Here is a 14,251-nt window from a genome sequence, read left to right on the forward strand (position 1 = left end):
TCGGGTATAGCGCTGCAGGGGGCTGACACCGGAGAGGAGGCCGAGATGCTGCAAGCAATCACCCGACTTGCGATTGCCGCGCCACGACGGATCGTCACGATCGCCGTGTTGGCGCTTGTGGGCGCCGCCGTCTTCGGCATTCCGGTGATTAACAGCCTCTCAGGGGGTGGCTTCCAAGACCCGACATCGGAGTCGTCCCGCGCGAATGAAGTACTTCGGGACAAATTCGACCAAACCGACCAGCAGATGCTGATCGTGGTGACCGCCCCGGCCGGCGCAAAGAGCGCTCCGGCGCGCAGCGTCGGCGCGGACATCGTCGACCACCTGAAACGATCCCCGTGGGTCTTGAAAGTGTCCTCCGCCTGGACGTCGCCGCCGCAAGTTGCCGCTGGGCTGGTCAGCAAAGATCAGAAGTCGGGGATGATCGTGGCCAGCCTGAAAGGGGGGGAGAACGACGCGCAGAAGTACGCCAGCACGCTCACTGGCGAACTCGTGCATGACCGCGGCGGTGTCACCGTGCGCGCCGGTGGTATGGCCGTGGCATATGCCGAAATCAACGACCTAAACCAGCGCGATCTGCTGTTGATGGAGTCCGTCGCGATTCCGCTGAGCTTTGCGGTACTGGTCTGGGTGTTGGGCGGTGCGGTGGCCGCAGCGCTGCCAATTGCGGTGGGCGTACTTGCCATCGTCGGCACAATGTCGGTGTTGCGGCTGATCAGCTTCACCACCGAACTGTCGACGTATGCACTAGACCTGAGCATCGCGATGGGCCTGGCCCTGGCGATCGACTATAACTTGCTGATCGTCAGCCGCTATCGCGAAGAGCTGGCCCGGGCTGACGACCCAGACCAGGCGCTGTTGGCGACCATGGCTACCGCGGGTCGGACGGTGTTGTTCTCTGCCACCACAGTCGGGCTGTCGATGGCGGTAATGGCGCTGTTCCCGATGTATTTCTTGAAATCGTCCGCCTACACCATCGTGGCCACCGCGGTAATTGTCGCGGTTGCGGCCATCGTGGTCACTCCGGCGGCGATCGCACTACTGGGGCCTCGGCTGGACGCGTTGGACGCCCGCCAGTTAGCGCGTCGGATGCTGCCGCATGCGAAGTGGTGGCGCGATCATGCGCACAAGCCGGTTCACTTGCAGTTCTGGTACCGATCGACCAGGTTCGTCTTGCGGCACGCCGTGCCGGTCGGTCTGTGTGTCGTTGCGCTGCTGCTGCTGTTGGGCGTTCCGTTCCTCGGCGTCAAGTGGGGCTTTCCGGATGAGCGCGTGCTGCCGCGATCGGCATCGGCACGCCAGGTCGCCGACATGCTGGACAACGATTTCGGCAACGGCCTGGGCAATTCGTTGTCGGTCGTCATCCCGGACACCCGCGGTACCAAGCTCAGCGACCTGAGCCGGTATGCCGCGGAGCTGTCGCGCCTACCGCAGGTGTCCGCGGTCACCGCCCCAACCGGAACGTTCGCGGCCGGCGCCCTGGTGGGACCCCCCGCTGCGCCGACCGGATGGTCGCAGGGCAGCGCGTTCCTGACCGTGGCCAGCACCGCGCCGCTGTATTCGCAAGCTTCGAACGCCCAGCTCGACCGATTGCACGACACGGCCGCACCGGCGGGGCGGACAGTCGAGATTACCGGGCTGGCGCAGATCAACCGCGACAGCGTCGATGCGATCACCAAGCGGCTGCCGGCGGTGCTCGGGCTGGTCGCCGTCATCACCTTCGCGTTGCTTTTCCTGCTCACCGGTAGTGCGGTGCTGCCGGTGCAAGCGCTGGTGTGCAACGTGTTGTCATTGACGGCGGCGTTCGGCGCGATGGTCTGGGTCTTCCAGGACGGCCATCTCGGCGCACTGGGAACCACTCCCAACGGGACGTTGAATGCCAACATTCCGGTGTTGCTGTTCTGCATCGCCTTCGGGCTGGCCATGGATTACGAGGTGTTTTTGGTCGCGCGAATCCACGAGTACTGGCAAGCCGCGGAAGTCAGCCGGGAAATACTTCCGAGTGCGGCCGCGCTGCGCGCCGTCAACGATGAGAGCACCGCGCTGGGTATAGCCGGAATCGGCCGAGTGGTCACCACTGCCGCGCTGGTGATGTCGATTTCCTTTGCGGCGTTGATCCCTGCGCAGGTGTCATTCATGCGGATGCTTGGCGTCGGCCTGACACTTGCCGTGCTGGCGGACGCCACCCTGGTCCGAATGGTGCTGGTGCCGGCGTTCCTGCATCTGCTTGGCCGGTGGGCGTGGTGGGCGCCCGAGTGGTTGACCAGGCTGCGGCAGCGGTCCGAGATGGGTGAGCAGGCCGCGGTTGCGGTGGGGCGGCGGCGCTGGTCCGTCGACGGGCACGGCCCGCGGCCCACCCGGATCGGAGATGGACTACGGGGTCTGCGACGGACGCAAGGCACGCTGCTTTCCCACGCCTCGCAGCTTCCGTCGAACCCTGTCTCGTGTGGTGAGAGCATCGACGCGGGCGAGCTGGAAGACCGCCGCCGCCATCACCACCACGGCCGCTTCCAACGCGATCATCCCGGCGCGGCTCGTGTTCAGCGTCTCGCCCAGAACGACGACACCCAGCACCACCGCCACAACCGGTTGTGACATCTGCAGGGCGGGCAATGACGCGGTCAACGGCCCCGCGCGAAATGCCGACTGGCTCCACACCACACCGCCCACCGCGGCCAGCACGCAGGCATAGAGTTCGGGGCTTTGCATCACCGCCGACCAGCCACCGCCGAGCCGCGCCACGACTTCCTTGGTCAGTACCGCAAAGACCCCCCACAGCGAGCCTGAGACGAAGGCGAACAGCACCGCGGCAACTGCCCCGCCCCGGATTTCGCCAGCCACGACGCAGGCGACCAACAGCGGCCCAAGGACGATGGCCACCGCTGCCCAGGTGTGCAGCGACGCGCTGGAACGACCCGCCTGCGGACTGCCGACGACGACGACGACGATCACCGCAGCCGTCAGCAAGCTGGCCCAGATCCACTCACCGCTGCTAATTGTGCGGTGCGACAACCTGGCGTTGAGCGGCAGTGCAAAAAGCAGCGAAAGCGTAAGGAGCGCCTGCACCAGCAGCACCGAACCCTGGCCCAACGCGGCCGCCTGCAACGCAATGCTGGTGGCGAGCAGCAGTGCCCCGTACCACCAGCGCTGATTGCCGAGCAGGCTGAGGAACAATCCGATGTGACCGACCGACCTGTCAGCGATGCGGTGTGCCGCTCGTTGCTGCAGCACGTCGCCCATCGCAATGCACAAAGCCGAGCTCAACGCCAGCAGAGCCGAAATCTCCGTCTTGGCCATGGCGTCTAGTTACCCCTTTTCCGTAAGCAGAACCGTCTCGCTGCGAATGTGTTGCAGCATAAGGCTTTTCGCAGCGACGAGGGGTTAGAACTGGTCCTGGCGGTCGTAACCGGGGTGGGCGACCGCAAGACGACGACGCACCAACGCGCGCAGAGCCGGCGCCTCGGGACCGCGATCCACACCGATGCGCAGCTTCATCGATGCTGAGTAAACGAGTGAGCGAAATCGCAGCACCGGATCATTCGAGGGCTTGATGCCGTCGGTGACCCGCACGGGATCGAACACGACGATGTCACCGCCGTGCTCGCGTTCGGTGTCGGCGCCGGTGATCTCGACGGTGCCGACGGTGACGGTCTGTGTGCTGTGCCAGGGCTTGGACGGATCGACGGTCGAATCGCCGTCGGCCGCGACCTGGACTTGGTAGGAGAATCGGACCGGTTCTGACGCGAGGCGCGCGTCGAGTTCTTCGGTCAAAAAGTCCGCGCTCTTTTCCGCCGCTGCCCGCGGCGGCAGGTCGATCGCGGCGCCGCCGGCATGTTCGTAGGCGGCAAGAAAATCCTCGACGCTGCCCAGGCCGCCGGCGGCGCGGTCGGCCGGGGAGCCGAACCGCCAGGCCCTGATGCAGAACCAGGCCAGGTCTTCGTAGACCTCACCGATGTGCACCAGCTCCCAGTCCAACACGGCCGCCAGCTCGGATCCACCGGCGATGAGGTTGCCCATCCGATAGTCGCCGTGCATCAGCCGCGGTGGTGACGGCGCCGGCCGGTTGGCGGCGAGCCAGCGAAAAGCCCACTCGAAGGTGGCCGTGGTGTCGGTCATGGCATCGAGGCGCCCACGCCATTCGTCGGGTTGGTCCTCGCGAATCAGACCAGGGTCATTCGGGTTAGCGCGGTGGATGGCGGCCAGCGCCTGAGCGCATTGGCCTAACAGTCGCGTCCGGCCCGCGTTGTCGAGCTGCCGCCGGATGCGCCGGACGATGGTCTCGCCCTTGGTCTCGCCGCAGATTAAAAACGGATTACCCAGTGCCACAGGCGAATCGTCGGCAACCAAAACACGGGGGACCGGCGCGCCGGCGGGCCTGGGCGCGAGCTTCCAGCTCCATTCCGGCGTGCACGTCGTCGGGCGGACCGATGCGCAGGATCAGCGAGCGGTGTGCCTCGCCGGTCACGGCGTCGAATGCCGAGGTGGTTCGGCTGGCACCACCGGTCAGCGCGCGCAGATTCTCGACGGTCACGTTGGTCCCCAATATCGGGCCCAGCACCGCGGGCAAGCTGTCTTGTAGCGTCACTTCCTACCGAAATTGAACAGCCGCTGCGCCACCCGGCGGATCTGGATTTCCTCGGCGCCCTCGGTGATTGGATACCGGCGATGGTGACGGTAGACGTGCTCGAACGGCTCGTGACGGCTGTAACCCAGGTCGCCGAAGACCTGCATGGCACGGTCGGCGGCGTCGCACACCAGCCGGTTCGCGCGGTAGTTGGCCATCGACACTTTGTCGGCTCGTCAGCGCATTTCGGCGAGCAGATCCTCCCGCTCTCGGGTCGGGATGCCGTCGTTGTCCCAATCGGTGCGGCGGTGCGGGCATGCTCGCGACGCTGGCCGAAGTACTGCATGTGCTCGGCTTGCAGTGGGGCGATCTCACGCTCGACGAACGCGTCCATCTCGGCGACCAGCCCCGGAAGCTGTTCTGGCAAAGTGAAATCCATTTTGGCTCCTTACCCGCCGTACAAGGTCTTCTTCCAGATCGTCGACAATGTGGCGACCGCGTCTTCGTCGGTGATCTGCACTGAAAGTTCAGACGGGCCGACGATCACGGTGGTGAAGTTTTCGAACAGCAATGCGATCGCGGCTGCGATGTGCTCGGGATTGAGGTCGGATGCGTACCCCTGCTGCTGAGCGCGTAGTACCGAGGCCGCGACGACGTCCATGCCGAACCGCCGGAATTGCTTTTGGACGGTGGCAAAACGCTGCTGGGTCGCTGCCAATTGCGCAACTGCGATCATGATTCCGATGTTCTGCTTGAACATGTTCCAGTAGCCCGTGACTACGGATGTGAAGAACGCGTCGTCGTCACGGGGCGAGTCCGGCAGGTGCAGGCTCAATGCGGACGGTGTTACGACGTCGTGCAGAAAAGAGTCGGCCAAGGTGGCCAGCAGGTCTTCTTTGTCGGCGAAATACCGGTAGAAGACCGCGGCTGACTTGCCGGCCGCCGATGTGATGTCGGCCAGCGTCGTGCCGTGAAAGCCTCGCTCCGCGAAGAGCTTACGGGCGGCCTGCTCGAGGGCTGCCCGGGTCTGGTGGCCCTTGGCGGTCGGGGCTTCAGTCGGCATCAGGTCCTGATCCGGTCACCGGCTCGCAGTAGTGCTCCTGGCAAGTCATGGCCGACAACCGATCTCGCAACGTGGGCGGCGGTGATGGCGGCCTGCAGGTCGATGTCGACGTGGATGTCGCTGTCCCGTAGCAGGTACACCAGGTCCTCGGTGGCGATGTTGCCGGTGGCGCCCGGAGCGAACGGACAGCCGCCCAGCCCGCCGACCGACGCGTCCAGCCGGGTGACTCCGGCGCTGACTGCGGCGTAGGCGCTGGCCAGCCCGGCGCCGCGGGTGTTGTGGAAATGTCCGCCCAGGGGAAGGTCGCCGATCACCGGACGCAATTGCGCGATCAGCGAACTCACCCGCCCCGGGGTAGTGGTTCCGATAGTGTCGGCAACCGAAAACCGGTCGACGCCCCGATCGCGCGCTGTGGCGGCGATGTCGAGGACGCGCCGAGGCGGCGTGGGCCCCGCGAACGGGCAGTCCCATGCCGTGGCGACGATGACCTCGACGGTGACGTCGCTGTCGTGGGCGATCGCGACGATCTCGTCGATCTGCTCGGTGGCCTCCTTGCTGCTGCGCCCGACGTTGGCCTGACTGAATGCGTCGCTGGGCGACACCACGTATTCGATCGAACGCAGCCCGGCGGCCACAGCCCGCCTGGCGCCTCCTGCGCTGGCGACCAGCGCAGAGAAGTCGATGTCGGGGTAGTTATGTAATTGCGCGGCAAGCTCGGCGGCGTCGGCCATCGACGGGACTTTGGAGGGGGAGACGAACGCGCATGCCTCCACCTCGCACACCCCGGTCGCGGCCACCGCTGCCAGCAGTTCGAGCTTGGCCGACAACGGGATTGGTTTTTCGATCTGCAGGCCGTCGCGCAGCGACACCTCGCGAATGGCGACGTGCTTCATACCACCTCCTCGGCCTTTAGCTCTTCGACCTCTTCAACGGTCTTGCCGAGCAAACCGATGTAGACGTCGTCGTTGTGTTGTCCGGGCCGCGCCGGGCCGGCAGTGCGAACACTGCCTGGAGACTCCGACAGCACCGGCACGACTCCCGGTCCCAAAACAGGCCGCCCGAGTCGTTCGTCGTAATGCTCGACCAGCATGTTGCGCGCCCGCAGTTGCGGGTCGTTGACCACGTCGGCGACGGTATTGATGGGGCCGGCGATCACGCCCGCGGCGGACAGGGTTTCGATGATTTCGCCGGGCTGCCGCTGGGCGGCCCACGCGCCGATGATTTTGTCGAGCTCGTCTTGGTTGCGTCCGCGTGCACCGTGGCTGGTGAACCGGTCGTCGGCGGTCAGCTCCGGGCGGTCCATTGCCTGGCACAGCCGGGCGAACACGGTGTCCTGGTTGGCGGCGATCACCACCCAGGAACCGTCGGCGCTTCGGTAGATGTTCGACGGCGCGACGCCCTCCAGACGAGTTCCCGACGGACCGCGCACCACCCCGCCCGCGTCGTAATCGGGAATGGTGGATTCCTGCACTGCCAGGCATGATTCGTTCAGGGCAACGTCGACTACCTGGCCATGCCCGGTGACGCCACGGCGGTACAGCGCAGCCAGCGCACCCTGCGCGCCGAACATACCGGCCAGGGTGTCGCCCAGCGACAGCGCCAGCCGGGGCGGCGGCCCCCCCGGGAAGCCGTTGAGGTGCCGCAGCCCGCTGGCCGCCTCGGCCACCGAGGCGTAGCCGGCCTTGTGCGCGTCGGGGCCGGTCTGCCCGTAACCAGAGACCCGAACCAGGATGATGCCCGAGTTGCGTTGGCGCAGCACGTCGTAACCCAGGTTCCACTTCTCCAGCGTGCCCGGGCGGAAGTTTTCCACCACGATGTCGGATTTCTCGACCAGATCGAGGAACAATGCGCGGCCACGCGGGCGGCGCAGGTCCAACGTGACGGCCTTCTTGTTGCGCGCATGCACGGTCCAAAAGACGTGGTGCCCGTCGACTTCGGCCTGGCCCCAGGTCCGCAACGGATCCGGTGCACCGGGCGGCTCCACCTTGATGACCTCGGCGCCCATGTCGCCCAGCAGCCGGCCGGCGAACGGTCCGGCGATCAGCGTGCCCAGTTCGAGCACCCGGACGCCGTCCAGCGCTCCGGCTATAGTCATGCGCCGCTCCTGCTCATCGTTGCGCTCTGCATCATCGCCGGCGGGGGTGTCGTTGCGCTCCGGCGAAGTCGTGGCGGACCCAGAGTCCGCCGAGACTTAAACCATTGCGCAATATCCCGGCGTGTCCTCGCTGACGTTTAGGTGTCGTGCACCGACGGTAGCTATTGAAGAGGGGTTGGTGGCGGTGTTGGTGGAACGGGTCGCGGAGTTGGAGCGCCGCCTGGGGATGGATTCGTCGAACTCGTCGCGGCCGCCGTCGTCGGACGCGCCGTGGAATAAGCCGGCGCGGAAGCGCTCGTCGCGGACCCGCTCGGGCCGCAAACCGGGTACGCAGCCGGGCGCGCCGGGGATCTCGCGCAGCCTGAGCGACGACCCGGACCAGACGGTGCTGATCGAGCCGGCGCACTGCGCCGGCTGCGGCGCGGCGCGGACCGCTGCCGGGATGCGCGGCTGCGAGCGCCGCCAGGGCATCGACGCCCCCGAGCCGCCACCGCTAGAAATCACCGAGTACCAGCGGATCTCGAAGATCTGCCGACGCTGCGGGACGGTCACCGCCGCGGGCTGGGACGGCCAGGCGGTGCCGGCCGCCCATGCCGAGACCCTCGCGGCGGCCGGCCCGCCGGTGCGGATCGGACCCGAGGTGTGCGCGCGCGCCGCCCTGTTGGCGTGCGCGCACTACCTGCCGGTGGGCCGGGCCCAACAGCTGTTGGAGGCGTTGACCGCGATCGATGTCTCGACCGGGTTTTTGGCCGGGGTGCGCGGGCCCGCGGCCCGCCGGCTGGAGCGCAAGTTTCCTCGGCCACGTGCAGAAACTGCTCGCCGCCGCGCCGGTGCTGCACGCCGGCGAAACACCCGGGCGCGCCGCCGGCGCCCTGTCCTGCGGGCACGTCGCCTGCACCGAATACCTCACCGTGATGCACACCGGGCACCGCTGGGCCGCCACCATCGGCGAGGGCGGCGTGCTCGCCGAATACAGCGGGGTGCTGGTCCGCGACGGCTACGCCGGCCACACCCGCCTGCCCGCGATCCACGCCTGGTGCGCCGCGCATCTGCTGCGCGACCTGCGCTCGATCTCCGACGCCGACCCCGACCACCAGCAATGGGCACTGGCCCTGGCCGGCGTGCTGCTCGACGCCCACCACGCCGCCACCGCCGCCCGCGCCGCTGGCGCCGAAGCCCTCGACCCGGCCCGTACTCGCGGCCATCCGCAACCACTACCTGGGCGCGCTGGCCCACGGCAGCGACGAAAACCGTCGCCAGCACACCGAACTCGCCGCCAAGGCCGCCACCCTGATCACCCGGTTCCGCCGCTATGAGGACATGATCCTGCGCTTGGCCACCGACCTGTCGGTGCCGTTCACCAACAACGACGCCGAACGCGCCCTGCGCCCAGCCAAAATCCGGCAACGCAGCTCCGCCGGCTGCCCGCGCACCCTGCAAGGCCCCGCCGACTTCGCCATCGCGCATTCCTACCTCGACACCGCCAACAAATGGGGCATCGACAAACTCCACGCCCTCCGACAACTCTTCACCACTGGCACCTGGCTACCCCCAGCGCTGGCCCCCAGCTAAATAGCTACGGTTGGCGGGCTAGTCCCGTACGCGTAGGACGACTTTTCCTTTGGCGGTGCGATTTTCCAGCGATGCGATGGCAGCGGCGGCCTCGTCGAGCGGGTAGACCACCGGCTGCGGGGGAGCCAGCCGACCCGAGGCAAGCAGCTGCTCGAGTCTGGCCCACTGCTCGGCAAATGCACCGGGGTGGCTGCCCGCCCAGGCGCCCCAGCCGACACCGACCACGTCAAGGTTGTTGAGCAGCAGCCGATTTACCTTCACCGTGGGTATCTCCCCGCCGGTGAAACCGATCACCAGCAGCCGGCCTCCCGGAGCAAGCGAGCGCAGAGAGTCGGTGAACCGGTCGCCACCGACCGGATCGACCACCATGTCGACTCCCCGGCCGTTCGTCAATTCTTTTGTCGCGTCCTTGAATCCGTCGGCCAGCACGACGTCAGTCGCGCCCGCTGCCGTCGCGATCTCGGCCTTGTCTTGCGTGCTGACCACCGCGATGACCCGGGACGCCCCGAGCGCCGGCGCCAGCCGCAGCGTGGACGTGCCGATGCCGCCGGCCGCCCCGTGCACCAGCACCGTCTCACCGGACTGCAGCCGGCCACGAACAGTCAGCGCGAAGTACATCGTCAGGTCGTTGAACAGCAGCCCGGCACCCGCCGTGAAGCTCACATTGTCCGGCAGCCTGAACACCCGGTCGGGCGCCAGAACCGCGACTTCGGCCATCCCGCCGGTGAGCATGGTGAGCCCGACAACCCGGTCGCCGGGGCGGACATGGGCGTCGTCGGGTGCCGATCGGACCACGCCGGCGATCTCGGCGCCCAGCACGAACGGCGGATCGGGCTTGTACTGGTAGAGGCCGCGGGTAAGTAGCGCGTCCGGGAATGCGGCTCCCGCTGCATGCACCTCGACGACGACGCCGTCGCCGGTCGGTTCGTCGATTTCGCCAACCTCGACCGCGTCCGGACCATCAAGTGCAGTCAGCTGTGCCGCGCGCATAGCCGAACAGCCTACTGGCGGACCCAGCCCGCTCAGCGTCCGCCGGCCACGCGCACCACAGCGACCACGTCTTTGACGTCGACGTCGGTGGTGATCGTGTCGAGATGCCGCGGGCGCAAAGAGCCGTCGAGATCACCGCTGGCGCCGGCGAACTAGATCGCGAAAGCCAACGTGTAGCGGGCCGGCGTCGCAGTGCGACAACGCGGCGGCCTTGAGGTGCAGATCTGAGTAGGCATCCGCGCCGAACACTGGCGTACGGGACCGCGCCAGCACGGATTCGAGCAAGCCATAATCCCGGACCGCGGGATCGCCGCCAACTGCGGTGCGGGCGATCTCAAGCAGGTCTTCGAGATCGAGATAGTCGGTCACGCGTCTTTAAGACGCTCCAAGACCCCGGCTTCCTCCTGCATCACGCGCTCTAGCGCCGCAGCAACCTTGGACTTGTGGATGCGCCGTGCGATGTACTCGTCGACGGGCGACAGCGCGACCGCCTGCATCGACCGCCCTTCGAGGGCGGCCTGCCGGCGCAGGGCTGCTGTCTGCTGATCATTGGTGCGCAGAGTCATTCCCATGACCGAACGAAACCTGTTTGATACCACGAGCTGGGTCTGCAATTTATGGTCTGGTCGTCGGGGAGCGGATCACGTCCAGGTCGTGTTCGTTGATCTTGAACACGACGAAATCTGAACTTGTACCCCCACCGCGCCTTGTCCTCGATGAAGTCGAGTTGGTCGATGGGCGGCTGCACTTCATTCCCGGCATCCGCACGCGACTGGTGAACAGCAGCACACCGGCGTTGTGCCGTTCTTCGCTGATCATCAAGTCATGGCGACCATGGCAGCTGGCCGGAAGTTTGTGTCCCAACCCTGTTCTCGCCGACGGCGCGCGGCTGGACACCATTCTCGGTAACGGGTTTGGGCTCATCACCACTCAACCGCTGAACCCCGAGCAAAGCGAGCAGCTTGCCCGATGGGGCGCCAAAGTCGTCACAGCGCAGCGCGGAACCGAACTTGCGCGTTGGCTGGGTCGGGGTCACGTTGCCGCAGCCATCATCCGGCCAGATCGCACCGTGATGCAAACCGGGCGGCGCCTGGGACCGCTGTGCGACGCAGTACCACGATTCTTGATGGCTGTCGACACGCCGACACGAACTGAAGAGAGGAACTAACGCTCGCTAATGCTTCAGCCGCCCAGGGAGTTCCCATTTATCAGCACGACATCTACGCAGCTGACGCCATCCTCGTCGGGCTTACTTGAGTTCGGACGACGACAGACCCAGCAGGCGGCGGGCCACCACCAGTTGCTGAATCTGCTGCGTCCCTTCGAAGATGTCCATGATCTTCGAGTCGCGGGCCCACTTCTCCAGCAGCGCTTGCTCGGAATAGCCTGCAGTGCCGGCTAATTCGACGGCTTTGAGGGTGATGTCGCTGCCCACCCGGCCGGCCTTGGCCTTGGCCATCGACGCCTCTTTGGAGTTGGGAATCTCGTTGTCGGCCTGCCACGCCGCGCGCAGCGTCAGCTGATAGCTGGCCTCCCAGTCGGACTCCATCCGCAGGAACTCCGCCGCGGCGGCGCTTTGCACGTGCGACGGTTTGTCGTAGGAGATCTCCACCCCGGCATTGACCAGGATTTTGCGCAGCTCTTCCAGTGCTGCGCGCGCAATTCCAACGGCCATGCCCGCGACGACCGGGCGGGTGTTGTCGAAGGTCTCCATCACCCCGGCAAAGCCCTTGCCCGGTTCGATCTCGGGATTACCCAGCAGGTTGCCTTTGGGGATACGGACATTGTCGAACCGGATCACGGCTGTGTCGGAGCCCTTGATGCCGAGCTTGTTCTCGAGCCGCTCCACGGTGACACCCGGGTGTTCGCGCGGCACGATGAACGACTTGATCGCCGGGCGGCCCTTGGACTTGTCCAGCGTCGCCCACACCACGATGTGCGTGGCGCGCGAGCCCGCGGTGACGAAAATCTTTTCGCCGTTGATCACGTATTCGTCGCCGTCCAGCTTGGCGGTAGTGGACACCGCCGCCGAATCGGACCCGAAGCCCGGTTCGGTGATCGCCATCGCCGCCCAGACTTTGTCCAAACGCTTTAACTGCTCGTCGCTGGCCACCGCGGAGATCGCCGCGTTACCCAGCCCTTGGTAGGGGATCGACAGCAACATCGCCGCATCACCCCAACTCGCCTCCATGGACTGCAGCACCGCTGCCATGTTGGCGCCGTTGCGGTTTGCCTCATCGCTTCCACTGCTGCGAAGCTCGGCTGCTCCGGTCATATCCAACGCGTTGGATTCGGCGGCTCCGGCGAACAGATTGGCCAAGGTGTCGAGCTCGACCGGGTAGGAGTGCTCTTTGAGGTCGTATTTGCGGGCGATCGGTCGCATCATCTCCGCGGCGCCCTGGTGCGCCTTGTCGATCACCGCGTGCATCTTGCGGGGCAGTTCCAAATTGATTGCCATGATTGGTCTTTCGGTTGCGAGCCCAATATCGACTTAAATAACGACAACGCCCTCGGCGACACCGATGGCCCGCAAATCGCGGTACCAGCGCTCGACGGGGTGCTCCTTCGTGTAGCCGTGGCCGCCGAGCAGCTGCACGCCGTCCAGGCCGATCTGCATGCTCTTGTCAGCGCCCAGCCGCTTGGCCAGTGCGGCCTCGCGGGCAAACGGGAGGCCTTGTTCGGCGCGGGCCGCTCCGCGCCAGGTGATCAGTCGCAGCCCGTCGAGTTCGATAGCGATGTTGGCGCACATGAACGCGACCGACTGGCGGCGCGCGATCGGCTCGCCGAATGCTTCGCGCTCCTTGACATAGGGCACGACGTAGTCGAGCACCGCGTGCGACGTCCCGACCGCCAGTGCAGCCCAGCCCAGCCGCGACAGCGCGATGGCCTCGGAATAGTCCGCGGCGCTGGCACCATCCTCGCCCAGCCGCGCGCTCACCGGCGCCGACACGTTGTCCAGCTCTACCCGGCCCAGCGCCGCGGCGCGGATGCCCATGCTCGGGTCGGGTTTGACGGTCAGGCCGGTACTCGAGGACTCGACGACGAACAATGCGGGCTTGCCGTTGAGCTGGGCCGCGATGACGAACAATTCGGCGTCGGCGGCAGCCGGGACCAGTGACTTTACCCCGTCGAGCCGGTAGCCGCTTGGGGTGCGCACCGCTGTGGTCTTCAGCGCCGTGGGGTCGAACAGGGGCTGCGGTTCGGTAATCGCCACGCAGGCTTGCGGAACGTTCTCGCCCGCGAATTCCTTGAGGTAGGTGGCCTGCTGGTCGCCGCTACCCCAATGGGTCAGCGCCGCGGCGACGCCTGCCGGGGCCAGGATCGGCAGCGCCAGCCCCATGTCGCCGTAGGCCAGCGCCTCGGCGACCAGGACGTTGGTCACGCTGGAGCGGTGTTCGGCGATGCCATCGAAATCCTCGGGAACGTTGACCGCGGTGATCCCCAACTCCGCCGCCTTGACGACCAGGTCTGGGGGATAGGCCGCTGCTTCGTCGGCGTCATGGGCCGCCGGGCGCAAGATCTCCTCGGCGAATTGCTCCACGGTCGCGACGATGAGCTTCTGGTCGTCGTCGGGGGTCAGGTCGTAGTAGTCGCTGCCTTTTGCGCCGCTGGTCTTCAGCCGGGTCGGCCCGCCGCGAAGGCTCTGAACCCGCTTGAACTGACGGGTGGTGGCCCCGGCGGTGGAGAACATCGTCTTGACGCCGTAGCGCAGCGTCCGGTTGAGCGGATCGCGCAGGTTGTACTTGTCCAGGAATTCCTGGCCGATGATGGGCATCAGCAGGCCCAATGCGACGTCGATGCCGGTTCTCTTGTGCTTGTACTCGCCGACGGCCGTCTTTCGACCGGCCCGCCTGGGGCGCGGCTTCGAGCCATTTCCGTCGCCGTTTGTCGGGGCGACAGTGTTAGTCATTGGGGCAGCCTCCATCGGTGGGGCAACGCGAATAACACCTATCTTACTCCTGAGTAA

General features: G+C 66.4%; 10 protein-coding genes and 6 pseudogenes. 3 read left to right on the forward strand and 13 right to left on the reverse strand.

Features of this window, described 5'->3' with window-relative positions; all coding sequences use genetic code 11:
• Positions 1–45: 45 nt before the first annotated feature.
• Positions 46–2,346, forward strand: a pseudogene (locus tag M5I08_RS04390) (MMPL family transporter); the annotation flags it as partial.
• A gap of 27 nt (positions 2,347–2,373) precedes the next feature.
• Here the strand turns inward: M5I08_RS04390 and M5I08_RS04395 are convergent.
• The 7 genes and pseudogenes from M5I08_RS04395 to M5I08_RS04425 all read right to left on the reverse strand — a co-directional run bounded on the left by M5I08_RS04395 (position 2,374) and on the right by M5I08_RS04425 (position 7,722).
• On the reverse strand, positions 2,374–3,297 hold the full coding sequence (locus tag M5I08_RS04395) for a DMT family transporter (protein ID WP_219068383.1): 924 nt from the start codon (positions 3,295–3,297) through the stop codon (positions 2,374–2,376).
• Between the two features lie 156 nt (positions 3,298–3,453).
• Positions 3,454–4,326 (reverse strand): annotated as a pseudogene (locus M5I08_RS26555) (phosphotransferase); the annotation flags it as partial.
• Positions 4,313–4,585 carry a hypothetical protein gene (locus M5I08_RS26560; protein WP_370328572.1) on the reverse strand — a complete coding sequence of 91 codons (273 nt, stop codon included), beginning with the start codon at positions 4,583–4,585 and terminating at the stop codon, positions 4,313–4,315. The pseudogene M5I08_RS26555 and the gene M5I08_RS26560, both read right to left, overlap by 14 nt.
• Positions 4,582–4,797: pseudogene (locus tag M5I08_RS26565) on the reverse strand (acyl-CoA dehydrogenase family protein); the annotation flags it as partial. The pseudogene M5I08_RS26565 and the gene M5I08_RS26560, both read right to left, overlap by 4 nt.
• Positions 4,798–5,012: 215 nt before the next feature.
• Positions 5,013–5,627, reverse strand: coding sequence for a TetR/AcrR family transcriptional regulator (locus tag M5I08_RS04415; protein ID WP_219068382.1), 615 nt, complete (start codon positions 5,625–5,627; stop codon positions 5,013–5,015).
• On the reverse strand, positions 5,627–6,520 hold the full coding sequence (locus M5I08_RS04420) for a hydroxymethylglutaryl-CoA lyase (RefSeq protein WP_219068381.1): 894 nt from the start codon (positions 6,518–6,520) through the stop codon (positions 5,627–5,629). Before M5I08_RS04420 ends, M5I08_RS04415 begins: the two co-directional genes overlap by 1 nt.
• Positions 6,517–7,722 (reverse strand): CaiB/BaiF CoA transferase family protein, encoded by a 1,206-nt coding sequence (locus M5I08_RS04425; protein ID WP_219068380.1) that lies wholly within the window; start codon positions 7,720–7,722, stop codon positions 6,517–6,519. Before M5I08_RS04425 ends, M5I08_RS04420 begins: the two co-directional genes overlap by 4 nt.
• A gap of 121 nt (positions 7,723–7,843) precedes the next feature.
• Here M5I08_RS04425 and tnpC point away from each other — a divergent pair.
• Positions 7,844–9,294: pseudogene (gene tnpC / locus M5I08_RS04430) on the forward strand (IS66 family transposase).
• 18 nt (positions 9,295–9,312) lie between these two features.
• On the opposite strand, the gene M5I08_RS04435 reads toward tnpC, so the two are convergent.
• From M5I08_RS04435 to M5I08_RS04450, 4 genes and pseudogenes are all read right to left on the reverse strand, one after another.
• Positions 9,313–10,284, reverse strand: coding sequence for an NADPH:quinone oxidoreductase family protein (locus M5I08_RS04435; RefSeq protein WP_219068379.1), 972 nt, complete (start codon positions 10,282–10,284; stop codon positions 9,313–9,315).
• 192 nt (positions 10,285–10,476) lie between these two features.
• Positions 10,477–10,653: pseudogene (locus M5I08_RS04440) on the reverse strand (type II toxin-antitoxin system death-on-curing family toxin); the annotation flags it as partial.
• Positions 10,650–10,856: a CopG family transcriptional regulator gene (locus tag M5I08_RS04445; protein WP_219068378.1), complete on the reverse strand. Its 207-nt coding sequence runs from the start codon at positions 10,854–10,856 to the stop codon at positions 10,650–10,652. The pseudogene M5I08_RS04440 and the gene M5I08_RS04445, both read right to left, overlap by 4 nt.
• A 43-nt stretch (positions 10,857–10,899) precedes the next feature.
• Positions 10,900–11,026 (reverse strand): annotated as a pseudogene (locus M5I08_RS04450) (EVE domain-containing protein); the annotation flags it as partial.
• Between M5I08_RS04450 and M5I08_RS04455 the strand changes: the two are divergent.
• Complete coding sequence (locus M5I08_RS04455) at positions 11,012–11,452, forward strand: hypothetical protein (protein ID WP_219068377.1); 441 nt, start codon at positions 11,012–11,014, stop codon at positions 11,450–11,452. The pseudogene M5I08_RS04450 and the gene M5I08_RS04455 overlap by 15 nt on opposite strands.
• 81 nt (positions 11,453–11,533) lie before the next feature.
• Here M5I08_RS04455 and M5I08_RS04460 read toward each other — a convergent pair whose 3' ends face one another.
• Complete coding sequence (locus tag M5I08_RS04460) at positions 11,534–12,742, reverse strand: acyl-CoA dehydrogenase family protein (RefSeq protein ID WP_219068376.1); 1,209 nt, start codon at positions 12,740–12,742, stop codon at positions 11,534–11,536.
• Positions 12,743–12,775: 33 nt separating this feature from the next.
• Positions 12,776–14,194, reverse strand: a complete 1,419-nt coding sequence (locus M5I08_RS04465) for an acyl-CoA dehydrogenase family protein (protein WP_219068375.1) — start codon at positions 14,192–14,194, stop codon at positions 12,776–12,778.
• Positions 14,195–14,251: the final 57 nt, after the last annotated feature.

Origin of the sequence: Candidatus Mycobacterium methanotrophicum (genome assembly GCF_023515995.1) — a bacterium.
In the GTDB taxonomy this organism is placed as follows: Bacteria; Actinomycetota; Actinomycetes; order Mycobacteriales; family Mycobacteriaceae; genus Mycobacterium; species Mycobacterium methanotrophicum.

Excerpts from the sequence above, each read along its gene's own strand:
- M5I08_RS04445 (WP_219068378.1), bottom strand. The coding sequence starts at position 10,856 with ATGGGAATGACTCTGCGCACCAATGATCAGCAGACAGCAGCCCTGCGC.
- M5I08_RS04395 (WP_219068383.1), bottom strand. The coding sequence starts at position 3,297 with ATGGCCAAGACGGAGATTTCGGCTCTGCTGGCGTTGAGCTCGGCTTTG.
- M5I08_RS04420 (WP_219068381.1), bottom strand. The coding sequence starts at position 6,520 with ATGAAGCACGTCGCCATTCGCGAGGTGTCGCTGCGCGACGGCCTGCAG.
- M5I08_RS04425 (WP_219068380.1), bottom strand. The coding sequence starts at position 7,722 with ATGACTATAGCCGGAGCGCTGGACGGCGTCCGGGTGCTCGAACTGGGC.
- M5I08_RS04415 (WP_219068382.1), bottom strand. The coding sequence starts at position 5,627 with ATGCCGACTGAAGCCCCGACCGCCAAGGGCCACCAGACCCGGGCAGCC.
- M5I08_RS04460 (WP_219068376.1), bottom strand. The coding sequence starts at position 12,742 with ATGGCAATCAATTTGGAACTGCCCCGCAAGATGCACGCGGTGATCGAC.
- M5I08_RS04465 (WP_219068375.1), bottom strand. The coding sequence starts at position 14,194 with ATGACTAACACTGTCGCCCCGACAAACGGCGACGGAAATGGCTCGAAG.
- M5I08_RS04435 (WP_219068379.1), bottom strand. The coding sequence starts at position 10,284 with ATGCGCGCGGCACAGCTGACTGCACTTGATGGTCCGGACGCGGTCGAG.